General features: G+C 57.6%; 21 protein-coding genes and 1 pseudogene. 6 read left to right on the top strand and 16 right to left on the bottom strand.

Annotated features, from left to right (window positions below; translation table 11 throughout):
• Positions 1–150: 150 nt before the first annotated feature.
• Both VOI35_RS03130 and VOI35_RS03125 read left to right on the top strand, forming a co-directional pair.
• Positions 151–1,083 carry a histone deacetylase family protein gene (locus VOI35_RS03130; RefSeq protein ID WP_407276443.1) on the top strand — a complete coding sequence of 311 codons (933 nt, stop codon included), beginning with the start codon at positions 151–153 and terminating at the stop codon, positions 1,081–1,083.
• A 265-nt stretch (positions 1,084–1,348) separates the two neighbouring features.
• Complete coding sequence (locus VOI35_RS03125; protein ID WP_407276442.1) at positions 1,349–2,149, top strand: undecaprenyl-diphosphate phosphatase; 801 nt, start codon at positions 1,349–1,351, stop codon at positions 2,147–2,149.
• A gap of 316 nt (positions 2,150–2,465) precedes the next feature.
• Here the strand turns inward: VOI35_RS03125 and pssA are convergent, their stop codons facing one another.
• The 8 genes from pssA to VOI35_RS03085 form a co-directional block, all read right to left on the bottom strand.
• On the bottom strand, positions 2,466–3,245 hold the full coding sequence (pssA, locus tag VOI35_RS03120; protein WP_407276441.1) for a CDP-diacylglycerol--serine O-phosphatidyltransferase: 780 nt from the start codon (positions 3,243–3,245) through the stop codon (positions 2,466–2,468).
• A gap of 179 nt (positions 3,246–3,424) precedes the next feature.
• Positions 3,425–4,441, bottom strand: a complete 1,017-nt coding sequence (gene ilvC, locus VOI35_RS03115; protein ID WP_407276440.1) for a ketol-acid reductoisomerase — start codon at positions 4,439–4,441, stop codon at positions 3,425–3,427.
• 65 nt (positions 4,442–4,506) lie between these two features.
• Positions 4,507–5,007: an acetolactate synthase small subunit gene (gene ilvN / locus VOI35_RS03110; protein ID WP_407276439.1), complete on the bottom strand. Its 501-nt coding sequence runs from the start codon at positions 5,005–5,007 to the stop codon at positions 4,507–4,509.
• Positions 5,008–5,011: 4 nt separating this feature from the next.
• Positions 5,012–6,733, bottom strand: a complete 1,722-nt coding sequence (locus tag VOI35_RS03105) for an acetolactate synthase 3 large subunit (protein ID WP_407276438.1) — start codon at positions 6,731–6,733, stop codon at positions 5,012–5,014.
• Between the two features lie 164 nt (positions 6,734–6,897).
• Positions 6,898–7,833 (bottom strand): hypothetical protein, encoded by a 936-nt coding sequence (locus VOI35_RS03100; RefSeq protein ID WP_407276437.1) that lies wholly within the window; start codon positions 7,831–7,833, stop codon positions 6,898–6,900.
• Positions 7,834–7,952: 119 nt separating this feature from the next.
• The gene (locus VOI35_RS03095) at positions 7,953–8,321 is read right to left on the bottom strand and encodes a DsrE/DsrF/DrsH-like family protein (protein WP_407276436.1); all 369 of its coding nucleotides are present in this window, start codon (positions 8,319–8,321) and stop codon (positions 7,953–7,955) included.
• Positions 8,288–8,521: a sulfurtransferase TusA family protein gene (locus VOI35_RS03090; RefSeq protein WP_407276435.1), complete on the bottom strand. Its 234-nt coding sequence runs from the start codon at positions 8,519–8,521 to the stop codon at positions 8,288–8,290. The genes VOI35_RS03095 and VOI35_RS03090 overlap by 34 nt, the downstream gene beginning before the upstream one ends.
• Positions 8,521–8,838 (bottom strand): rhodanese-like domain-containing protein, encoded by a 318-nt coding sequence (locus tag VOI35_RS03085; protein ID WP_407276434.1) that lies wholly within the window; start codon positions 8,836–8,838, stop codon positions 8,521–8,523. The genes VOI35_RS03090 and VOI35_RS03085 overlap by 1 nt, the downstream gene beginning before the upstream one ends.
• 388 nt (positions 8,839–9,226) lie before the next feature.
• Here VOI35_RS03085 and soxX point away from each other — a divergent pair, with 388 nt between their 5' ends.
• Positions 9,227–9,625, top strand: a complete 399-nt coding sequence (gene soxX, locus VOI35_RS03080) for a sulfur oxidation c-type cytochrome SoxX (RefSeq protein ID WP_407276433.1) — start codon at positions 9,227–9,229, stop codon at positions 9,623–9,625.
• A 45-nt stretch (positions 9,626–9,670) separates the two neighbouring features.
• A complete protein-coding gene (gene soxA / locus VOI35_RS03075; RefSeq protein WP_407276432.1) occupies positions 9,671–10,555 on the top strand; it encodes a sulfur oxidation c-type cytochrome SoxA in 885 nt (294 codons plus the stop codon).
• Between the two features lie 197 nt (positions 10,556–10,752).
• On the opposite strand, the gene VOI35_RS03070 is transcribed toward soxA, so the two are convergent.
• Positions 10,753–10,884: a hypothetical protein gene (locus VOI35_RS03070; protein ID WP_407276431.1), complete on the bottom strand. Its 132-nt coding sequence runs from the start codon at positions 10,882–10,884 to the stop codon at positions 10,753–10,755.
• Positions 10,885–11,060: 176 nt separating this feature from the next.
• On the opposite strand from VOI35_RS03070, the gene VOI35_RS03065 reads away from it, so the two are divergent.
• The gene (locus VOI35_RS03065) at positions 11,061–11,555 is read left to right on the top strand and encodes a hypothetical protein (protein WP_407276430.1); all 495 of its coding nucleotides are present in this window, start codon (positions 11,061–11,063) and stop codon (positions 11,553–11,555) included.
• 14 nt (positions 11,556–11,569) lie between these two features.
• Here the strand turns inward: VOI35_RS03065 and tsaB are convergent, their stop codons facing one another.
• The 4 genes from tsaB to gnd all read right to left on the bottom strand — a co-directional run bounded on the left by tsaB (position 11,570) and on the right by gnd (position 16,482).
• On the bottom strand, positions 11,570–12,256 hold the full coding sequence (gene tsaB / locus VOI35_RS03060; protein ID WP_407276429.1) for a tRNA (adenosine(37)-N6)-threonylcarbamoyltransferase complex dimerization subunit type 1 TsaB: 687 nt from the start codon (positions 12,254–12,256) through the stop codon (positions 11,570–11,572).
• Between the two features lie 4 nt (positions 12,257–12,260).
• Complete coding sequence (pgi, locus tag VOI35_RS03055) at positions 12,261–13,904, bottom strand: glucose-6-phosphate isomerase (protein ID WP_407276428.1); 1,644 nt, start codon at positions 13,902–13,904, stop codon at positions 12,261–12,263.
• 119 nt (positions 13,905–14,023) lie between these two features.
• Entirely contained in the window at positions 14,024–15,535 is a 1,512-nt protein-coding gene (zwf, locus tag VOI35_RS03050) for a glucose-6-phosphate dehydrogenase (protein ID WP_407276427.1), read from the bottom strand.
• A 29-nt stretch (positions 15,536–15,564) separates the two neighbouring features.
• Positions 15,565–16,482: a phosphogluconate dehydrogenase (NAD(+)-dependent, decarboxylating) gene (gene gnd, locus VOI35_RS03045; RefSeq protein WP_407276426.1), complete on the bottom strand. Its 918-nt coding sequence runs from the start codon at positions 16,480–16,482 to the stop codon at positions 15,565–15,567.
• 455 nt (positions 16,483–16,937) lie between these two features.
• Between gnd and ppc the strand changes: the two genes are divergently transcribed.
• On the top strand, positions 16,938–19,757 hold the full coding sequence (gene ppc, locus VOI35_RS03040) for a phosphoenolpyruvate carboxylase (RefSeq protein ID WP_407276425.1): 2,820 nt from the start codon (positions 16,938–16,940) through the stop codon (positions 19,755–19,757).
• Between the two features lie 396 nt (positions 19,758–20,153).
• Here the strand turns inward: ppc and VOI35_RS03035 are convergent.
• From VOI35_RS03035 to pheT, 3 genes and pseudogenes are all read right to left on the bottom strand, one after another.
• Positions 20,154–20,426 (bottom strand): annotated as a pseudogene (locus tag VOI35_RS03035) (MerR family transcriptional regulator); the annotation flags it as partial.
• Positions 20,404–20,706, bottom strand: coding sequence for an integration host factor subunit alpha (locus VOI35_RS03030; RefSeq protein WP_407276424.1), 303 nt, complete (start codon positions 20,704–20,706; stop codon positions 20,404–20,406). The pseudogene VOI35_RS03035 and the gene VOI35_RS03030, both read right to left, overlap by 23 nt.
• Positions 20,707–20,719: 13 nt before the next feature.
• Positions 20,720–23,119 (bottom strand): phenylalanine--tRNA ligase subunit beta, encoded by a 2,400-nt coding sequence (gene pheT, locus VOI35_RS03025; protein ID WP_407276423.1) that lies wholly within the window; start codon positions 23,117–23,119, stop codon positions 20,720–20,722.
• Between the last annotated feature and the right edge of the window lie 83 nt (positions 23,120–23,202).

The following is a 23,202-nucleotide window of genomic DNA, read 5'->3' as shown; positions in this document are numbered from 1 at the left end:
TGGAACGCGCGCCCGAAGCTGCCGCCCGCAGGCGGGAAGACGCCGCGCAAGGCAATTCGACAGGCGTTCCTGTTCTCCCTAGCCCCGTAGCCCGGTCTAATGGACAATCTGGGTTGAATACCCAATTTGCACCAATTGCATGGCAAACCGATGAACCTCGCCTATCTCACCCACCCCAGTTGCCTGAACCATAGCAATGGCCGGATCTATGGCGTACCGCACCCAGAAAATGCCCGGCGGCTCACGGCCATTCAAGACCATCTGATTGCCCAAGGGTTCGATGACTGGCTGCTGCACCTCACCCCCACCGCAGCCACCCGCGCGCAATTGGCGCTGGCTCACGATCCGCGCTATCTAGACGAAGTCTGGCGTCAGGCGCCCAGCGAGGGCGGGATCGAATTCGCGCCCGATGTGGTCGTGACGCCGCAAACGCTGGAGGCGGCGTTGTATGCGGCAGGCAGCGGCATTACCGCCGTCGATTGGGTGCTCGGCGCATCCGGGCGGCGCGCCTTTTGCGCCATCCGCCCCCCCGGTCACCACGCCGGACGCCGTCAAGCCGCCGGATTTTGCCTGTTCAACAATGTCGCGGTGGCGGCCTATCATGCGCTGACCCAGCACGGCATTCAGCGGCTGGCCATCGTGGATTTTGATGTCCACCACGGCGATGGCACCGAAGACATCGTGGCGGGCGATGATCGGATTCTGTTCTGCTCCAGCTTTCAACATCCGTTTTATCCGCACACCGGCACACCCCCCAAGGCCGACAACTGCCTGCCGGTGCCTCTTCCCGTCGGCACCCGCGGCACACAGTGGCGCACAGCGGTGCAAACGGCCTGGTTTCGGCGGCTGGCGGACTTCGCGCCGGAACTCATCCTGATTTCCGCCGGGTTCGACGGGCACCGCGAGGATGACATGAGTGGCTGGGCGCTGCAGGAGGCGGATTACGCCTGGCTCACCGAAGCGCTGGTGCATCAGGCCAATGCCTCGGCTCATGGCCGGATCGTCTCCTTGCTTGAAGGCGGTTACGCGCCGGACGCATTGGCGCGCAGCGTGTATGCCCATCTGCAGGCCTTATGGGCGTAGCATGGGGCAGATTTCACTTCGGGATGCTGCCCATCGACCGCAGGCCACCGTTCCGCCGACGCGCGCAAACCCGGATTAAATTTCGTTAACCCAGAAGGGCTGAGACGGGAACTTCGCTAGAATAGCGCTGCCTACAGCACCCATCGATTAGCTAGGCGATGGAGCAACCCGGGCGAGTCCCGGCTCCGGTCGCCGCGTTTCGATCCCCTGTCGCGTGGCCTCCCGCGTCAACCAGATACCATTTCCCCAAATACAGAGGATATTTATGCTTTTTCCCGATTGGCTCACCGCCGGCATTTTAGGCGTGATCGAAGGCGCAACCGAGTTCCTGCCGGTGTCCTCGACGGGACACCTGATTGTCGCCGCCGATTACTTGGGCTACACCGGCGATGGCGCCAAGGTCTTCGAGATTTTTATTCAGCTCGGCGCGATTCTGGCCGTGATGTGGTTTTATCGACACAAACTCATCACCGTGGCCGCCGGCCTGCCGCGCGAACGCAGCGCACAAAAATTCACCCTCAACCTGATCATCGCCTTTATCCCGGCGGCGGTGATCGGACTATTGACGCATCACTACATCAAGGAATATCTGTTCAGCCCGATGTTTGTCGCCATCGCGCTGATCATCGGCGGGTTGATCATTCTGCTGGTCGAGAAATTTGCGCCAAAACCCCGCGTGCTTTCCGTGGACGACATGAGCCCGCTCGACGCGCTGAAAGTGGGTTTCGCGCAGTGCTTCGCCCTGATTCCCGGCACCTCCCGCTCCGGTTCGACCATCATGGGCGGCATGCTGTTTGGGCTCTCGCGCACGACAGCCACCGAATTTTCTTTTTTTCTGGCGATTCCGACCATGCTGGCCGCGACCTTGTTTGATCTGATCAAACACTGGCACCACCTGCGCCCGGAAGATCTGCACATGATGGCCATCGGCTTTGTGATGGCCTTCATCACCGGGCTGATTTTCGTACAGGCGTTTCTGCACTTCATCAGCAAGCACACCTTCAAAGGGTTTGCCTATTACCGCATCGTGTTCGGGGTACTTGTGCTCTGGTATTTCTGGGCTTAACAGGATGTTGAAAAAGGCTTTCCTGCCCCTTTTCAACTCGGCTGATCCCTCCTCTTCGGCTTCTCCGACATCCCTGTCGGAGACCCTGCGGGTTCTGCCTAAGGGAGCGTCGCGGCGGGCTTACGCCAGCTTAACGCGGAGCTAACGAGGTCCGCGTTCATGTCTAACGCGAAGCTGACGAAGTCCGCGACGGCCTCAAAAGATCAATCACTTAACATGATTGATCTTTGTGCAAGCCATCCATGGCTTGCCTTACCAGGCCGTTGAAAAGAGTTTTTCAACGGCCTGGTAAACCCGTCAAATGCCCGATTCCCGATCAGCCGCGCGCGCTGGCGCCTCGCAACAGCCGCCGCCCCCGCCGGAACGCAAACAGCAAGGGCGCGGAAAGCGCGTAGGCCACAAACAGCAGCCAGAGCGTCAGGGCGAAATCTTTCAGCGCCACAGCAAACAACAGGATCAAGAGCGGCACACTCAGGAACGAAACCCGCAGCCGAGGACTTAGGCTCTTGAAGCTGTAGTACGGCAGGCTCGATACCATCAGCAACCCCGTCGTCACCGTAATGACCCACATCCATCCCGCGCTTTGATTCCAGTCCATCTGATGCTCATGCACCACCCAGACCATCCCCATCAACACGGCGGCAGCGGCCGGTGAAGCCAAGCCGACGAAGTAGCGTTTATCGACGGTTTCCACCTGCACATTGAACCGCGCCAAACGCACCGCCGCCGCAGTTGCGAATACGAAGGCCCCCAGCAACCCCCAACGGTCACCAATCCCCTGCAAACTCCATTGGTACATGACAATCGCGGGCGCCAAACCGAAGGAGATCACATCTGACAGCGAGTCGTATTGCACGCCAAACTCAGATTGCGTGTGAGTCAACCGCGCGATCCGGCCATCCAGCCCATCCAGCACCATGGCGATGAATACCGCCATTGCCGCCATCTCAAAATCACCGGCAATCGCACGCAGGATTGCGTAAAACCCGGCAAACAATGCCGCCGTGGTAAACAGGTTAGGTAACAGGTAAATCGCCTTGCGCCGCGGCCGGACAGGGGCGGGTTCAACTGCGTTCGGGGGTAAGGGATCGTTCATGAGAACCTCAAAAAATTCGCCGCATCAGATCAGCCATCTGCCCGCATTGTACGCAGAGAAGATGACCGCAGGATAAGTCGAAAAACAAAAAAACCTGAATCCAACCAGGGAATTCAGGTTCGTGACTTTCAAGCCCGCCGACGCCCGGTCGTAACACGACGCCGGGGCCGCCGATGGGATTAATTGCGTTCTTTATCGACGATTTTATTCGCGGTGATCCACGGCATCATGCTGCGGAGTTTGGCGCCGGTTTGCTCAATGGCATGCGCCGCATTCTGACGGCGACGAGCCGTCATCGAAGGATAGTTGAGATTTCCTTCCGCAATGAATTGCTTGGCATATTCGCCGGACTGGATGTTGGCCAATGCTTCGCGCATGGCACGGCGACTTTCTTCGTTGATGACCTTCGGCCCGGTGACATATTCGCCGTATTCGGCATTGTTGGAGATCGAGTAGTTCATGTTGGCGATGCCGCCTTCGTACATCAGATCGACAATCAGCTTGAGTTCGTGCAGACACTCGAAATACGCCATTTCCGGGGCATAACCGGCCTCGACCAGGGTCTCGAAACCGGCTTTGACCAGTTCGACCGTTCCCCCGCACAGCACCGCCTGCTCGCCGAACAGATCGGTTTCCGTTTCGTCTTTGAAGGTGGTTTCGATAATGCCGGTACGGCCGCCACCGACCGCCGAGGCATAGGACAAGGCGGTCGCTTTGGCGGTGCCGGAAGCGTCCTGATGAATCGCAATCAGATCCGGGATCCCACCGCCGCGCTTGAACTCTGAGCGCACCGTATGCCCCGGCGCCTTGGGCGCAATCATGATGACATCGAGATCCGCGCGCGGCACGATCTGGTTGTACAGAATCGAAAACCCGTGCGCAAACGCCAGCGTCGCCCCTTGCTTGAGATTCGGTTCGATGTCATTGCGATAGATTGCGGATTGGTATTCGTCGGGTGCCAGCACCATGACCAGATCCGCTGCGGCCACCGCCTGCGGCACCGGCAGGACGGTCAAGCCTTCCGCCTCTGCTTTGCGCGCAGAACCAGAGCCCGGACGCAGGCCAATGACCACGCTCACGCCGGAATCTTTCAAATTCAGCGCATGTGCATGCCCTTGGGAGCCATAACCAATGATGGCCACCTTTTTGCCTTGAATCAGGGAAAGATCACAATCTTTGTCGTAATAAATCTTCATAGAGAACTCCGCAACAATCAGTTCAAAAAAAAGGGAAAAGTCAATTCAAGGGCGGATCAAACGATTCAGGCTTCAGGAATCGCCATGCCACGCGGGCCGCGTGCAATCCCTAACGCGCCGGAACGCACGATTTCCACCACGGGGATCGCGCCAAGCGCCGCAAGGAACGCATCGAGTTTGTGCCCAGGACCAACCATCTGGATGGTGTAGCTGATGTCGCTAACATCGATGATCTGCCCCCGGAAAATTTCCGACAACCGATACACCTCGTCGCGCAGCACATCCTGAGCCTGCACCTTGATCAGCATCAGCTCGCGCTCGATATGCGGCGCATCGGCCATGTCCTGCACCTTGACGACATCAATCAACTTGTTGAGTTGCTTGACGATTTGCTCGATGACCTGTTCATCACCGCGCGTCACTAGGGTCATCCGCGACAGGGTCTCGTCCACGGTGGGTGCGACACACAAGGATTCAATATTGTAACCCCGGGCAGAGAACAATCCCGCCACGCGCGACAGGGCACCCGCTTCATTTTCGATCAGAATGGAGATGATGTGCCGCATCGTGTTACACCAAAATCATTTCGTTCAGGCCAGCACCCGCCGGTACCATCGGATAGACGTTCTCCGTCGGATCGGTTTGAAAATCCATGAACACCAGCCGATCCTTCAGTGCAAACGCTTCGCGCAGCGCGCCCTCGACATCGCTGGCTTTTTCGATGCGCATCCCGACATGCCCATACGACTCTGCCAGTTTGACGAAATCAGGCAGGGCTTCCATATAACTCATGGCGTAGCGGCCAGAGTAAAAGAATTCCTGCCACTGCCGCACCATCCCAAGATAGCGGTTATTCAAGCTCACGACCTTGACCGGCAGGTGATATTGCAGTGCGGTAGATAGCTCCTGAATACACATCTGGATGCTGCCCTCGCCCGTCACACAGACGACTTCTTCTTCCGGATAGGCGAACTTGACGCCCAAGGCCGCCGGCAAGCCGAATCCCATCGTCCCGAGGCCGCCAGAATTGATCCAGCGATTGGGTTTATCGAAACCGTAGTACTGCGCCGCCCACATTTGATGCTGGCCGACATCGGAGGTCACATAGGCATTCCCGCCGGTGATCTCCCACATCTTCTGCACGACATACTGCGGCTTGATGATCTCGCCATTGGTTTTGAACTCCAGGCAACGCAGCGCGCGCCATTGTTCGATCTGCGCCCACCAAGCGGCCAGCGCCTCCGGCTGTTTGGCGCCGCCCGCTGCCTCGACCATCGGAATCATTTCTTCGAGCACCGACTTGACCGAGCCCACAATCGGCACATCCACCGCCACATTTTTGGAAATGGAAGCCGGATCAATGTCGATATGTACGATTTTCGCCGTCGGGCAGAATTTGGCGAGGTTACCGGTCACACGGTCATCAAAGCGGGCACCGATGGCAATCAGCACATCGCAATGATGCACGGCCATATTGGCCTCATAGGTGCCGTGCATCCCAAGCATGCCGAGGAACTGTTTATCACTCGCGGGATAGGCACCCAGCCCCATCAAGGTATTTGTGATGGGGTAGCCCAGCAAACGGGCAAAGCGCGTCAATTGCTCGGCGGCCTGCCCCAGTACCACACCGCCCCCGGTATACAACATCGGGCGCTCGGCATGGATAATCAAATCCACCGCTTTACGGATTTGTCCACTATGCCCTTTGACGGTGGGGTGATAGGAGCGCATGGAGATTGCCGCGGGGTATTCGAACGGCACTTTGATCTTCGGATCGGTCACATCCTTGGGAATATCGACCACGACCGGCCCCGGCCGCCCCGTGGTCGCGATGTAAAACGCTTTTTTCATGACCGAAGCCAGATCCCGTACATCCTTCACTAGGAAATTGTGCTTCACGCAGGGGCGGGTAATGCCCACATTATCCACTTCCTGAAAGGCATCGTTCCCAATCAGGCTGGTGGGCACCTGGCCGGTAATCACCACCAAGGGGATCGAGTCCATGTGTGCGGTCGCAATGCCGGTCACCGCATTGGTCGCGCCAGGCCCCGAAGTCACCAACACGACCCCCGGCTTGCCGGTCGCGCGGGCATAGCCATCGGCCATGTGCACTGCGCCCTGCTCATGGCGCACGAGCACATGCTTGACCTGCTCCTGCTGAAACAGGGCATCATAAATATGCAGTACCGCCCCGCCAGGGTAACCGAAGACCGATTCGACCCCTTCTGCTTTCAGGCACTCCACCAGGATTTGACCACCGGACAATTCCACGCGCTTTCTCTCTTCGTTCATCAAAACAGAAATCTCACCCCTCTGCAGAAAAACCAGCGCCGAGCAAGCTCGGCGCGTTTTACATCCGCATGAGGTGAAGACCAAGCAGGCTAATATAGCCGCTTATCGCGGCGAATGCACCGGTAAAGGCACACCATTACGGCAACTGTCAGCAACTGGCCGGTTTACATCCCCCCAAATCCGCTATCCCCGCTGCCCGACTGGGTCACCACCGTACCGCCCAGCGCTTTGCGCAGAACACTCTTTACGGCATCTGGCGCATTACGCAATTTGAAGAAGGAAGCATCGCCACCCATCATGGGCAAATCCGGGAAAAACAAGGCCATACGGAAACGCAGATTCAGCGCCTCGGCCTCTTTATCTTTCAACAGGACTTCATACGGTAAAAACGCATACCGATGCGGCATACCCGTATCGACGGAATCTACCAGCTTGACGCCATTCGCATCCGCATTCGAGGAACCCAGATCCACCCCATAGACGATTTCATCTTTGGTGGGCAGCTTTATCTTGTACACCAGACCCACCCCGTCGGTTTTAGCCTGCAGTCGGCTGGTGATTTTCTGATCGGCGGACGAAAAACTCGGGAAACCCCCCAAATCAATTGGGTCATTGAAGGTTTCCATCCCGAAGGCGTATTGGTAATCATGCAGTTGCTCGGCGGTTCTCGGCTTCGCCCCAAACGGTTTAACCGCCCCCAGCACTTTGGCCAAAGATTGGGTGACTGCCGAATTATCCGAAGCCAACCGATAGCCGGCCGCAACATAGGCCGGGTTCACATAACTTACCAGGGTCTTACCGCCGCTCTCTTCCAAAGAAATGCTCAGCGCAGCCCCGTAGCCACCACGCGGCGTGGCCACCGCATTCTGCAACATCGCGGGGTTGGTGATGGAGAGCACCACCACATTTTTTACGGGGGCATAGTGCCCGACGACTTCAAAACCCGCCTTGGTCAAGGCCGCCTGGGTCGTTTTGTCTGCTTGCGCCAGCGTATTGTCGAGTGTGGTGCCCTCGATAAACGGTTGCAAACCGGCATCTGCCCAAACGGGCGCCGCCAACCCTAGCATCAAGGGCAATACCGGCAATGAACGCATCAACATAGTCTGTTTTCTCCTGTTTCCCTTCAAAATCGCCACTCACTTTCCTGAGAGCACCTAGCTAAAATTACCCAACGACCAAAACCGACAACGCAGCAGAAATCACCTGCGAACCAATCAAGTTATAAGTACAAGCTCACTTTGGCGGCGCGCGCGGCCAAATAAAACCGCACGGCACCGGCCAGTTCGACATCCCTGATCAGCGCATCACGCGACAGACCCATCGCAGCCAAAGAATCCGCACAAGCCACCCAACGAACACCGGCCTCCGTCGCCAGGGTGCGCAATTCGAGCAAATCTGGTGAAGGCAGCTCATGCGTCAACAAGGCCAAGCCGGACTGGTTGGCGAACACCAGCGCCTCATCGCCGACGGAAGCCGCCGCCAGAGCCAAAGACAAGGCGACGCGTAGCGTGGCCGGATCCCCATGCGCGACAACCAAGGCCAGCCCACCGCCCATCAGCGCGTGCCCCGCTCTAGGACGATATGACAAACAGATGGCTCATCAGCAGGCAAAATCTCAATCAGGCGATGCCCGGTTTGCGCGCAATACGCAGTGAAATCCGCTGGCGCGCCGGGATCACTGACCATGACCGTCAATCGAGCGCCGGCAGACAGGGTGGACAATGCCTTGCGAGCCTGTAACAAAGGCAAGGGACAGCGCAAACCCCGCGCATCGAGGACGGTCGTCATCAATCCGGCGCGACCAAAGGCAAGCCCGCGCCCGCCCAATACATCACGCCACCTTCGAGATTAAAGAGGTTGCTGATTCCCTGACCGGCCAGAAACTGACATGCCTGAGCGGAACGCGCCCCGCTGTGGCAGTAGATCACTACATCCTTCGCCGATTTGAACTCATGCACATTCATCGGCACCAGATGCAGCGGGATCAACTTGGCGCCCTTGATGATGCCCCGAGCCGTTTCACCCGTCCCACGCACATCAACCAGCAGCACTTCATGGATACGCGCCTGCAATGACTCCGGGCTGATCGTTTGATAATTCGCCATCGTTCCAAAACCTCAACAATAATTGCACCCCGCTCAAGGGCTTCGAACCACCACCAGCCCACGAAACACGGTGTACAGGGCTTCAACAGATATTGAAGCGCGCATTTCTAGCACAAAGCGCATCAACACGCTTATGCAAAATTCTTAAGGCTGTATCAATCGAAACGCAGATCAAGCGCCTGGCTATTCAACTTCATTGCAATTCACCAAGAAAAACTGCATCAGTAAATTGCAAAATACCCGACAAAAATACAAGCGGGGCTAACCATGCAGCCATAAAAATTTTTTTATTGTGTCAGCAACCCAGCGGGCTAAAGTATCGAGTGTCTTCTGGACAAACCACCAAACCCATCTGGGCACGATAACGCCCTGAGAGGAGAAAAAGATAATGTCATCATTGATTCGCGCAATCACCGTATCCGGTGCTGCTGTGCTGCTCACGACCGGACTCGCCCTGTCCCCCGCAGCTTTTGCGGCCGAGCCCGCTGCAGCGGCCAAGCCTGCACTGACCAAAGACCAGGAAGAAGGCAAAGAAATTGCGTTCGACAAATCCAAGGGCAACTGCCTGGCTTGTCACGCGATTGCCGACGGTCAATTACCCGGCAACATCGGCCCGATGTTGATTGCCATGAAAGCACGCTATCCCAACAAAGAGGATTTGTTCCAGGTGATCTGGGATCCTCGCAAGAAGTTCGGCCGAGGCGTCATCATGCCCCCGATGGGTGACCACAAGATCTTGACGAAAGAAGAGATCGACAAGGTCGTTGACTACCTCTACACGCTCTGAGCCCCGCGCTCGTTTTGGCCTTACCCTTCCGAGGAGCTCACTAGCATGAAAAAACTTTTCTCCGCCCTGTTGATCGCAGGCATGGGTGCATCCATCGCGACCGCCGTTGCGGGTGATGTGAAATTCAATCCGCTGAATAACCCAAGCAACCCCGCAGAATTCGCCAAAGAATTCCGCAACTACTTTTATCAAAACTTTCCACAAATCCCACACGACAAGTACAACATGGGCACCTATGCGTTTGATAAGGATGCGCTGTCCCAGTACAACGATTTAATGGAATTCCCACCGCAAAACGACTACATCGCCAAAGGCAAGAAAATCTGGGAAGACTACCGCCTACCCAATGGCAAGCCGCTTTCTTCTTGCGTTGGTGAAGCGAAAGGACTGCGCGCCAAGTACCCATACTTCAACACTAAAGATGGCAAAGTACACAACCTGGAAGACGACCTGATCAACTGTCAGAAAAATGCCGGCGTACCCGAAGACAAGGTCTGGGGACCGAAGCAGGGCTATAACGACCTCGTCGATGTCTCTGCCTATCTCGCCAGCGAGTCTGACGGGATGAAAGTGGATGTTCAGATTCCGAATGATCCCCGCGCCGTAGCCGCATTCAATCACGGCAAGCAGATCTTCTTCCGCAAGACCGGTCAGCTCAACTTTTCTTGCGCGGATTGCCACATGTATCACGCGACTCAGCGCACCCGCGCAGAAGTGCTGCATACCGGCATCGGCAACACCACTGGCTTCCCGGTGTTCCGTTATAGCAAGCAGAAAATGATTACGCTCAACAACCGGTTTGAAGGCTGTATGCGTGATACGCGCTCGATTCCGTTCAAACAATATTCCACCGAAATGAAGGATCTGGAATATTTCCTCGCCTACATCGACAACGGCCAGGTGATCAACGGCCCTGCGCTGCGCAAATAAGCACTGGATCCCCGGCACGATGCGCTGGGGATAGGTTTTGCGAAGATCAAAAAGCCAGCTTCATGCTGGCTTTTTCCTTACCCCGTTACAGTAGGCGTTCCAGGGGCGGGTTAACTTGTGATCATAGACGATCAACGGAGGGGCGCAGCTTCAACAAGCCCCATCCGATACTCGACAAACAGGATGAGCAAGGACGATCAATGGGCGTTTTTATCTTTGACCGCCTCGCCAGATTTTTTCCAGAACCACCAGAACACATAGGCTGGCATACCGATGATTCCGATCATGGAAACGATGCTGATTAAGACAATCTGCATTTCTGTGGTCATGATGTTTTCCTCCCGGTGAATACCCAATCAATAGGGCAATTGCCACACTTTATCGGCAAATAACCCTATTTCAACCAAGTGAATTACTCATCTATCGACACGATTGTCCGAGTGGACAAATCCCACACTCCCTACCGGGTAAATTCTGGGATACGATGCGGTGCCATCGCTGTCTCATGAGCCGTCCACCCCGGGTTCGGATAGCCCCCGATGTATTTCAATCAGTTAAGGCGACTGTCATGTATGAATTTACTTTTTTAACCTCCGATCGTGGCAACGATTTTATTGGCCGGCTGAAAGCCCTTGGCATCCCCGCTGTTGCGAAACCGGATCCAATTAACGAGTCGGTGACGAATGTCGGCATCCCGGATGATATCGACGATGCCTTACTCGATCAGATTGAGGCGTGGTACGAGGAAGAAACTCAACGCAATGAAGCGGCGGAACGCGCTTTGGAAAGCGCGGAGGACACCGTCTCGGCTGGAATATGGGTCCAACTGGAGGATGGGGGTTCAAGCTTGGCACGGGTTGACCCTGCCCTGCTCGGCAAGGTGCTGAGTGTCATCACACCCGATGAATTAGGGCAATTGGTTGCGGCGATTGCCGACGCGGTCGAGCACCCCGACATCACACCGATTTGCCACAATCCGCGCAAAGGCGCCTGCGGCTGAGTCCGCGCTTCTTCTCAAGCGCCCTTGGGCGTGGCGACCTCATCGCGCAGATACACCGGCGTTGCTTTTTCGGGCGGGTACCAATCCTGCAACGGCACCTGCGCGGCTAGAGCGACCCCAAAACGGGCATCGGGCAGTTGCTCCGGCAGAATTTCCCGCCATCCCCGTGCCGCAGCCAGTTCAGGATAACGGCCAAATCCTGTACCGACCGCAGACGCCGCACCCAGCCAGGATAAGTGCTGCCATTGTGCAATCAACGCAGCGGGCGCGATGACCTGTTCGTCCGTCACCGCCCTTAACCGACCCGCTCGGCGCTCGAATGCGCCGTGGTAAACCTCACCCATCCGCGCATCGATCGCGGCATGTATCCGCTCGCCTTCGGCCATCGATTCATAGCGCGACTGTGCCAGCGCCGTAAGTGAGGAAACACCGAGAACCGGACAACCAAGCCCCATGGCCATGCCTAAAGCGGCAGCCACGGCAATCCGCACGCCGGTGAATGACCCAGGCCCCCGGTTGAAGGCTATGCCGTCGAGCGCTTCAAGCGACAACCCGGCTTCTTGCAATACGGCCTGAGCCATCGGCAACAACAACTGAGTATGCGCGCGCGGCGCATACTCAAAGCGGGATAAAACCTGCCCATTCTGCCAGACACCGACGCTACAGGCCTCGGTGGCAGTATCCAGATACAACAGAATCAAGGCGTTACATCCAGTGCTGATGAATCACCTGCAGGAGGGATTCCGTCGAGGCGTCAAACTGCCCTGCGGGGGGGCGGTAGCCAACCGAGGGCAGCAATTCGTTCGCCATTTGCTTGCCCAGTTCAACCCCCCACTGATCAAACGAATCGATCTGCCAGAGCGCCCCGGCCACAAAAATCCGGTGTTCATACAACGCCACCAGGGCGCCAACCGCCTCGGGCGTCATTTGCGGGAACAGAATCGTCGTACTGGGTTGATTGCCAAGAAAAACGCGATGCGGGGCGATTTCCGCGATGTCCTGTGCTGAAACCCCCGCCGCCTGCATTTCTCGTGTCACAGCGTTCAGATCACGACCGAGCATGAGCGCGCGGGTTTGAGCCAGCAGATTGGACAACAGCATCGCCTGCTGCGTGCCCACCGGGGAATGCGTACGAACGGCCGCGATGAATTCACTCGGAATCAGGCGCGTGCCTTGATGCAACAACTGATAGAACGCATGTTGGCCATTCGTGCCCGCGCCGCCCCAGACCACCGGCCCGGTGGCGTAATCTACCCGCTGGCCATGCCAATCGACCGACTTGCCATTCGATTCCATGCTCGCCTGCTGCAGATAGGCCGGAAGACGGTGCAGCCGCGTGCCATACGGCAGGATCGCCAGGGTTTCCGCGCCGAGAAAATTACTGTTCCAGACATCGATCAAGCCAAGGCGCAATGGCAGGTTTTCCTCTGCGGGTGCCGTGCGGAAATGCTCATCCAGTGCATGCGCTCCTTCGAGCAAGCGCTCGAACCCATCCATGCCAATATAGAGGGCAATGGGTAGGCCAATCGAGGACCACAGGGAATAGCGCCCACCCACCCAATCCCAGAACGGGAACATCTGCCGCGTGTCGATGCCGAACTTGGCAACGGCCTCAGCGTTGGTCGAAACCGCCACAAAATGCTGCGCCACGGCCGCTTCATCGCCCAGATGATCGACCAGCCAGCGGCGAGCCGCCTGCGCATTGGCCAGCGTTTCCTGCGTGGTAAAGGTTTTGGATGCCACCACGAACAGCGTGCGCTGCGGTTCCAGCCCGGCCAGCACGGTCGCCACATCACTCGGTGCTACATTCGACACGAAATGCGCACGCATCCCGGCAACCGCATGGGAGGCGAGCGCATCACAAATCATCCGCGGCCCGAGATCCGAGCCGCCGATTCCAATGTTCACCACATCGGTGATGCGCTCGCCGGTGAAGCCCAGCCAACGCCCCTGATGCACCGCGTCCGTAAAGGATCGCATCTGCGCCAAGACTGCATTAACCCCCGGCATGACATCCAGGCCATCTACTTCGATCGGGCGGTTGGAACGATTGCGTAGCGCCACATGCAGCACCGCGCGCCGCTCGGTGGTATTGATTTTTTCGCCCGCAAACATGGCATCCCGCCGCGCCAGTACGCCCTGCTGTGCCGCCAGCGCCATCAGCAATTCCAAGGTTTCGTCGCTGATGCGCTGCTTGCTGTAATCCACCCACAAACCGGCGACCTGGGCACTATACCGGGCAGCCCGCTCCGGATCGGCGGCGAACAGATCGCGCAGATGTTGTCTGCGAAAATCCGTGGCATGACGCTCAAGTGCCTGCCAGCAGGAAGATTGGGTTAATGCGCTCATCGTGTGTCCTTTCCGGGATCTCCGGGTGCAACAGTCAATGGTTAAAAGGAGTCGATCTCAGAACACCCTGAATACATTCATCCTTAATGAATCTATCCCGGGAGTTTTTCAGCGGCCTGCTAATGCGACAAAATCGCCAGATCATTACGCCAGAAATGGCTATCGTCATCAAACAGCCGCTCCGCTTCTTTCGGCCCCCAACTACCGGCCGGGTAGGTATGAATGAAATCCCGCTCTACCGACCACGCCTTGAGGATGGGGTCAACCACCCGCCAGGCCCAGGCTACTTCATCGTACCGCAGGAATAGGGTTTGATCCCCACGCATCACATCCAGTAACAAGGCCGCATAGGCATCCAGCTTTTCCCGCTCCGGGTTGTTGTAGCTGGCGTCCATCTGTACCGTGCGGGTGCGCATTTCCAGGCCATCGGTTTTGATTTGCAGTTCGAAGCGAACATTTTCCTGCGGCTGAATACCGATCAGCAGCCAATTCGGCTCGGTCTTGGCAATCGCCGTTTCACGGAATAGCTGCTGCGGTGGCTCCCGGAAGCGCACAGAGACCTGCGAGTGGGTTTGCGCCAGGCGTTTGCCGGTACGCAGATAAAACGGCACCCCTTTCCAGCGCCAGTTATCGACATACAGTTTGACCGCCGCATAAGTTTCCGTGGTGGAATCCGGATCAACCCCAGCCTCATCGAGGTAGCCGATCTCGTTTTCCCCTTTGACCACCCCGCCCTGATACTGCGCCCGAAACGCCTGAGCATGCACGGCGCGCGGCGAAATAGGCCGAATACTGCGCAATACCTTGACCTTCTCATCCCGCACGGCTTCGGGATCCATCGACGGCGGCGGCTCCATCGCAATCAAGGCGAGCATCTGCATGAGATGGCTTTGAATCATATCGCGCAGCGCACCAGCCGACTCGTAATAGCCCGCGCGCCCACCGACCCCCAGCGTTTCCGCATGGGTAATCTGGATGTGGTCGATGTAGTTCCGGTTCCAGAGCGGTTCGAGCAACAGATTGGCAAAGCGCATCACCATGATGTTTTGCACGGTTCCTTTGCCGAGGTAATGATCGATCCGGTAAATCTGCTTTTCATCGAAATGTTTGTGCAGCAGCGAGTCGAGCGCATGGGCGCTTTCGATGTCGTGCCCAAACGGTTTTTCGATGACCAGCCGTCGGCAGCCTTTCGACTGATCCACCAGATTGGCCGCCGCCAGATGCTGACAAATCGGCCCGAACGCTTCCGGCGCGACCGCGAAGTAAAACATCACACAGGCGGGGAACTCCGGCGCCAAAATGCGCTGACCCAACGCCGCAAAGCAATCGTGGGTTTCGTAATCGCCATTGTGGAAGTGCAACTTGGTCAACAGACGACCCAGCGCCGGTTCCAACCGCGATTCGTCCTCGCTGAGCAGCACGCGCACCTCGTCGCGCCAATGATCATCCGTCCAATCCCGCCGACCAAAGCCGACGATCCGGCTACCTGCAGGCAGTTCCCCCGCCATTTCCAGCTGATACAACGCCGGCAACAGCTTTTTGTGCGCCAGATTGCCTGTGGCACCGAAAATCACGATGGTGACCGGATCGTGCCGGACGCCCACGCGCCCCGTTTGACTGTGTTGAGCCATGTCGCATTCCTCTTCCCTGACCGTGAGCGCTATTGCGGCGTGATGGCGTGCCCCCCGAATGCGTTACGCATCAGGGACAACAATCGATTGGGATACCCTTCGGCATCCTGGCTGGCAAAGCGCATCTGCAAGGCGAGCGTCATAACCGGCGCAGGCACCCCGAGATTGATCGCTTCGGTCGCCGTCCAGCGGCCTTCGCCGGAATCCGCCACCACCGGGGCAATGTGGCTCAACGCCTGCCCCTGCGCGGCGAGCGCTTCCGCAGTCAAATCCAGCAACCAGCTTTGCACGACGGAACCATCCCGCCACAGCTCGGTGATCTGCGCCAAATCGAGGTCGAATTCTTTTTTCGCGCGCAGCACCGCCAAGCCCTCGGCCAGCGCCTGCATCATGCCGTACTCGATGCCGTTATGAATCATCTTGGTGAAATGCCCAGAACCGACCGGCCCGACATGCCCCCAACCCTTATCCGCCGCCGGCGCCAACACCTCGATCGCGGGACGGATCATCTCAGCCGCCGCCGCAGAACCCCCAAACATCAGGCTATAGCCGTTTTTCAGCCCCCAAACGCCGCCGGAAGTGCCCACATCCATGTACTGCACACCGGCTGCCTGTACGCGCGCCGCCCGACGGATCGTGTCCTGATAAAAACTGTTCCCACCGTCGATCAACAAATCCCCTTCGGCCAGACGCGGTAGAATCTCGGTGATGGCCTGCTCCGTTATCTCTCCGGCGGGCAGCATCAACCAAACAATCCGCGGCGACGGCAGCCCCGCGATCAGCGCGTCCAAACTATAAGCCGGCTGCACGCCCGGTTCGCTGGCCACCAATTCATCGATCGGCGCACGGCTGCGGTTATGCGCCACCACTTCAATCCCGCCTCGCGCCAGCCGGCGCACCATATTGGCGCCCATGCGCCCCAAACCATACATCCCTAAACGCATCATTGAATCTCCCTAACACGAATGATTGGCGATACCCGGTGGCTTAACTCCCAACGGCCTGATGAAAGACTGCACCCTTTGAATGACCGACGCAATAGCCGTTTAACAGCGCATCACGCCAATCGGGCTGGGACTACCCGGCCGTTGAAAAAATCTTTTCAACGGCCGGGTAAGGCAAGCCATGGATGGCTTGCACAAAGATCAATCACCCTAACTGATTGATCTTTGGAGGCCGTCGCGGACACGCGCCGCGACGAGCCGAGTTGAAAAGGGGCAGGAAAGCCCTTTTTCAACTTCCTGCTAACTGTCACGCACGGCTGTCAGCAAGACACTTTGAGCCGTTATACTGCCACCCGCACTAAAAAATAATGACAGTCACCCGCCATCATGATTGACTGTTTCCGCATCGCTGCCTTACCCCTGGCCGATGTACCGCCCGCTCAAGCCTTGGTGTTGCCATGAAAAAAATCCACAAATCCGACGATAAAGCCCTGCGCGCTCGTGTGCGTCTGTTCGGCAATCTTTTGGGCGAGGTGCTCAAAGAACAAACGGGCGAGCATGTCTTCGATACGGTGGAAACCTTGCGTCGGGGCTTTATTCGCCTGCGGCAGAAACCCAGCCCCAAACTCAACACCCGGTTGATGACGCAATTGCGCACGCTCGATGCCGAGACCCTGAACATGGTGGTGCGCGCCTACGGTCTCTATTTCAACCTGGTCAACATCGCTGAAGAAGACTTCATGCATCAGGCCAGGCGGCGGCAAGTCCGGTTGGGGCTGCGCCTCTGGCGTGGCTCTTTTTACGACACGATGCGCGAATTCTCCAAGCAGGGCATGTCGGCCGATGCGGTGCAATCCCTGCTGAATCGATTGGTGTATATGCCCGTATTCACCGCGCACCCCACCGAAGCGAAACGCCGAACCGTGATGGATTTACAGCGCCGCATCTTTTTGCTCTGCGCCGATCTTGATCGCAGCGAAACCAGTGGCATCGAACGCGAGCGGGTGAACAACCAAGTCAAGGCATTAATTCTTTCCTTGCTCAAAACCAATGAAGTCCGCTCGACCCGCCCCGAAGTGCATGATGAAATCCGGCTGGGGATGTATTACTTCCGCACCTCGATTTTCGACGCAGTCCCGCTGGCCTATCGTTATCTGGAACGCGCTGTCGAGGTCAATTTTCCTGAACCCCAAGGCGAGAAATCCTCGATCAAGGTGCCCAGCTTCCTGCGGTTTGGCTCCTGGATTGGCGGCGACCGGGACGGCAACCCGTTTGTCACGCATGAGGTGACGACCTACGCGGTCTGTGCCGCCACCCAAACCATTCTGGAAGAATATCTAGAGCGCCTGGCGGCGATGGATCGGCTGCTGACCCATTCCAGCCAACTCTGTCCCGAAATCTGCCCAACCAGCCTGGGGCTCGGTCAAGACGCGAAGCTCCTCGAACTGACGACACCCGAAAACAGCGGCGACAGCTTTTTTGCCGAAGAGCCGTACCGCCTCAAGCTGCGCACCATCAGCCATCGGCTCAAGAAAAATCTTTCCTATATCAACAGCCTGATTGAGAAAGCCCCACAACCGCTCAGTCAACAAGCCTATCAACACAAAGAGGAGTTTCTGCAAGATCTCTACCGGATCCGCGACACCCTCATCACCACCGGCGATGCACTTCTGGCCGATGCAGAAATCAAAGATCTGATTCGACTGGCAGAAACCTTCGGTTGGCACTTGACTCAACTCGACATCCGTCAGGAATCGACAAGACACACCCAAGCAGTCGCCGAGCTGATTCGTCACTTGAGCCCCAAAACGGATTATCTCGCCCAAGATGAAACCACCCGACAAAACACCCTGACGGCGCTGATCAACAAAGGCAAACTCAAAGCGCCCAAGCTGGACGACTTAAGCCCGGAAACGGCCGAAATCCTGCGCGTATTCAATGTCAAACGCCAACTGATCGATACCATCAGCCGGGATTGTTTCGGCACCTATGTCATCTCGATGACGCATGAGCCCAGCCATATCCTGGAAGTCCTGTTCATGGCCGTGTTGAGCGGGTTGGCCGGCAAAACGCGTTCAGGCTGGTTCTGCGATATCCAGATTTCCCCCCTGTTCGAAACCATCGAAGATTTACAGGCGATTGAAAGCGTCCTCGGCACCCTATTCGCCAATCCGACCTACCGCGCCCTGCTCACGGCCTCTGGCAACCTGCAGGAAGTGATGCTGGGTTATTCGGACTCCTGCAAAGATGGCGGGTCATTGGCTTCGGTCTGGAATCTATACAACGCCCAAAAACGCGTTCTCGCCCTGACGCAAGCCCATGGCATCACCTGTCGCCTCTTCCACGGGCGAGGCGGCACCGTCGCCCGCGGTGGCGGCCCCACCCACGAATCGATTCTTTCCCTGCCCGCCGGCACCGTGGAAGGACAGATCAAGTTCACCGAACAAGGAGAAGTGCTGTCATCCAAATACAGCAACACGGAAACCGCCATTTACGAGCTCACCATGGGCGCCACCGGCCTGATGAAGGCTTCGGCGCATCTCGTCACGCCGCAACCGCCCGTACCTGCAGACTATGAAGCCGTGGTGGCCGAACTCGCTGAATATGGCGAAAAGGCGTATCGCGACCTGACGGATCACACGCCTTTTTTCTTCAACTATTTCTTCGAAGCCACCCCGGTACGCGAGTTAGGTTTGCTCAACATTGGCTCACGCCCGGCATCCCGCAAGGCGGGGGATCTCTCCAAAGCCTCGGTTCGCGCCATTCCCTGGGTATTCGGCTGGTCTCAATCCCGGCACACCCTGCCCGCCTGGTACGGCATCGGCTCGGCACTCAAAGCCTGGCGGCAAAATCACAAAGATCAGCCGGATTTGCTGCACCACCTGTTCACCCATTGGCCGTTCTTTCACAGCATGCTGCGGAATACCCAACTCTCGCTGACCAAAGGAGAAATGCAAATCGCGGGGGAATACGCCAGCCTCGTCGCCGATCAAGCACAAAGCCGACCGGTGTACGAAAAAATCCGCGCAGAGTACGAGCGGACTTATCAAGAATTGTTACGCGTGGCGCAAGTGGAATCTTTGGTGGAAATCGACGAATACATCGGCACTTCGATGATGCGTCGGAATCCCTATCTCGATGTGCTGAACCATATCCAGATCGTGCTGCTGCGTCGATACCGCGATGAAAGCGCCCCGGCCGCAGAACGCGATCAATGGCTGGCACCCTTGCTGCGTTCGATCAATGCGATCGCCGCCGGGATGCGCAATACGGGTTGAGTCCCTCGACCCAAAAATTCAAGCCGGGACGGACGACGCGACGCGACGCTAAAGCGGGCTCGGTTGCGCTGCGCCCCAGCTTGCTTGAGCAGCCGCCGTGCAACGCCCCAGTGCCCCAGATGGGTGAGGATCAGCACCTCAGGAATGCGCGACAGGGGAAGCCGTTATCGCTAAAGCGGCGGAAATTTCATCCGCCAAGGTATCTAAGCGGGCGCAAATATCTGCCAAATTCCGCACGACGGCCACCGCAGGCACGCCGGTGGCGACGGGTTGCCCAGTCTCAACCGCGTCATCCAACTGCGGTTCGCTTGCGGGAATCTCGGCCGGCGTGGAAAGCAAATCCCAATTCAATGAAGGCTCGATCACCGGCGCGGCCACGACGGGTGCCGAGGCAGCGGCACGGCCTGGCGTTAATTGCAACCGTGCGCCGGCAATCGTGAATCCTTGGTCATACAGCAGACTGCGAATCTGACGAATCAGCTCGATGTCGTGACGCTGATAATAGCGGCGGTTGCCTTGCCGTTTAGTCGGTTTAAGCTGGCCGAACTCCTGCTCCCAGTACCGCAGGACATGCGCCTTGACATCGCAGAGCACACCCACTTCACCAATGGTGAAGTATCGTTTATTGGGAATCGGCGGCAGCGATTCAGGATGCGACGGTGCCGTCATAGGCCTCAACCATGGCCTTGAGTTTTTGTCCTGCACGGAAGGTCACCACCCGGCGGGCGGTGACCGGAATCATCTCGCCAGTGCGGGGGTTTCGCCCTGGCCGTTCACTCTTGTCCCGCAGGTGGAAATTGCCAAACCCCGAGAGTTTGACTTCCTCGCCGGATTCCAGCGTACCCCGCAGTTGTTCAAAGAAAATATCGACAAAGTCCTTGGCCTCACGCTTGTTCAGACCCAGTTCGGCATGCAGTTTTTCCACGAGATCGGCTTTGGTTAATGCCATGATGCACCTTATTCTAGCTGCGCAACTCAATCTGATGCTGCGCAAGTTTTGTTCGTATGTCGCTGATTATAGCGATGATTTCTTCATCTGTCAGGGTGCGTTCAAAAGCCTGCAACACCAGCTTGACCGCCACACTTTCGAACCCTTCCGGAATGCCCGCGCCGATGAAACGGTCAAAAATCGCCACTTCGCGCAGATACTCCGCCTGATCAGCCGCAATTATTGCCAATAACTCATCCGCACTGATGGATACGGGCTTGAGCAGCGCCAGATCCCGTCGCACCTGTGGGAAGCGCGAACGCGGTCGATTGACCGGCAATCGCCGATCCCGCACCGCCGCGAGCGAGAGCTCAAAAACATAAACCGAGCCAGTCAGATCCATGGCCTGCTGCACCAAGGGATGCAAGGCGCCCAACCAACCCACCGGGCGACCCCCAAGATAAATCGCGGCAGATTGTCCCGGATGCAGCGCCTGATGCGGAGCCGCAACAAAACGAACACGGGTCGTCTCATCCTCCGACTGCGCATCGAACCCAAGCCGGGACAACAACGCCTGCACATCGCCTTTGAGATCGAAAAAATCCACAGACACACTGGGCACCGCCCACTGTTCCGGCAAACGGCTCCCTGTGATCACGCCCGCGATGCGGTCGATTTCCTCACGACCATCCAATGAACCGTGAAAACTGCGGCCAATTTCGAACAGCCGCACGCGATTCTGCTGCCGGTTCTGGTTGAAACGCAGCGCCATGAGCAGTCCCGGCCAGAGACTTTGACGCATCACCGCCATCTCGCTGGAGATCGGGTTAGCTAGGGCAATGCCGGGCGTTGCCGCAAATAAGCCGGCGACGGCCGGATCGATAAAACTGTAGGTGATGGCCTCAAAATACCCCAGATCGACCAGCACATCCGCCACCATTGTTTTGCGGTTCCGCGTTTCGGCAGGTACCGTCAGCACGGTGGCGCTCGGCGCCAGTGGAGCATCGAAGGCATCAAAACCAATCAGCCGCGCCAATTCCTCCAGCAAATCTTCTGCGATGCGCAAATCGAAACGATGACTGGGCGGGAACACCGTCAGCCGTTGCGCGCCAATCCGCTCCATCCGACAGCCCAGGCGTTCTAAAAACTGCATGGCCTGATCAACGGGAATGACCAACCCCAGCCGAGCCGATGCCCAATCCATATCCAACACGATCGGGCAAGGCTCAAAGGCAATCCGTCCACCGGGGGCGGCAATCGGCGGACTCGCCACACCGCCACAAATCGACACGATCAGTGCCACAGCGCGATTTAGGGCGCGCTCACTCAACAGGGGATCGACACCCCGCTCGAAGCGGAATGCTGCATCGGTCGCAATACCGAACTGGCGCGCACGGCCAGCCAAGGCTTCCGGGGTGAAATACGCGGATTCCAGCACAATCCGCTGCGTACCAGCCTGAACCGCCGAATCCGCCCCCCCAATCACCCCCGCCAACGCCACGGGGGCGTGCTCATCCGCAATGATCAGACACTCGTCAGTCAGCGTCAGCCTCTGCTGGTTCAAGGCCAAAAACTGCTCACCGGCACGGGCACGACGAACGGTCAGGGCGCCCGTCAGACGATCTGCATCGAATGCATGCAGAGGCTGACCCAGCTCCAGCATGACATAGTTGCAGATATCCACGATCGGCTCGATGACCTTGACGCCCGCACGACGCAGGCGTTCCGCCAGCCAGAGCGGCGTGCTCCGGTTCGTCGGGATCTGCTCGATGACCTGCAGACGATAGACCGGGCAATCCTGCGGAGCGGCAATCTGCGCGGCGGGCACCACCGACCCCGTGACTGCGGGGGGAGCCAGCAGGCGATCCTGATCGAGCAAAGGCTGATCGAACAACGCCGAGCAATCCCGCGCCAGACCAAGGATGGAGAGGGCATCCCCCCGATTCGGGGTGATCCCGAGTTCGATGACGGCATCATCGAGTTGCAGCCACGCGCGCAAATCCGCCCCTATCGGCGCATCACTCGGTAAAGCCCACAGGCCATCATTCGTAGCCGGCAAACCCAACTCCGTGGCCGAACACAGCATGCCCAGCGACTCAACGCCCCGCAGGCTGGCTGCACGGATGGTCAAGCCGCCCGGAAGCGCCGCACCCACCGTGGCAAAAGGAACACGCATCCCCACGGCGACATTCGGCGCACCACACACCACCTGGAATTCCGTTTGCCCGGTACGAACCCGCGTGACACGCAATTTATCTGCGGCAGGATGCGGCTCAACCGCGCAAACCTCCGCCACGACCACGCCAGAAAAATCGGGCGCAGCGGGCTCGATCGCATCGACTTCGAGGCCGATCATGGTCAAACGGTGCGCCAATTCTGCCGTAGTCACCGGTGGGTTGATCCATTCACGCAGCCAAGATTCAGAAAAACGCATGGAATTGACTCTTTATTAAATGACTCGACGGCCGCTCATCAAAGCGGACATCATTGACTTAAAAATCAAAAGGATGATCAAAA

Source organism: Halothiobacillus sp. DCM-1, assembly GCF_045689735.1.
Lineage (GTDB): Bacteria > Pseudomonadota > Gammaproteobacteria > Halothiobacillales > Halothiobacillaceae > Halothiobacillus.
The sequence above is the reverse complement of the archived record's forward strand: the minus strand, read 5'-3'. Positions and strand labels throughout refer to the sequence as shown.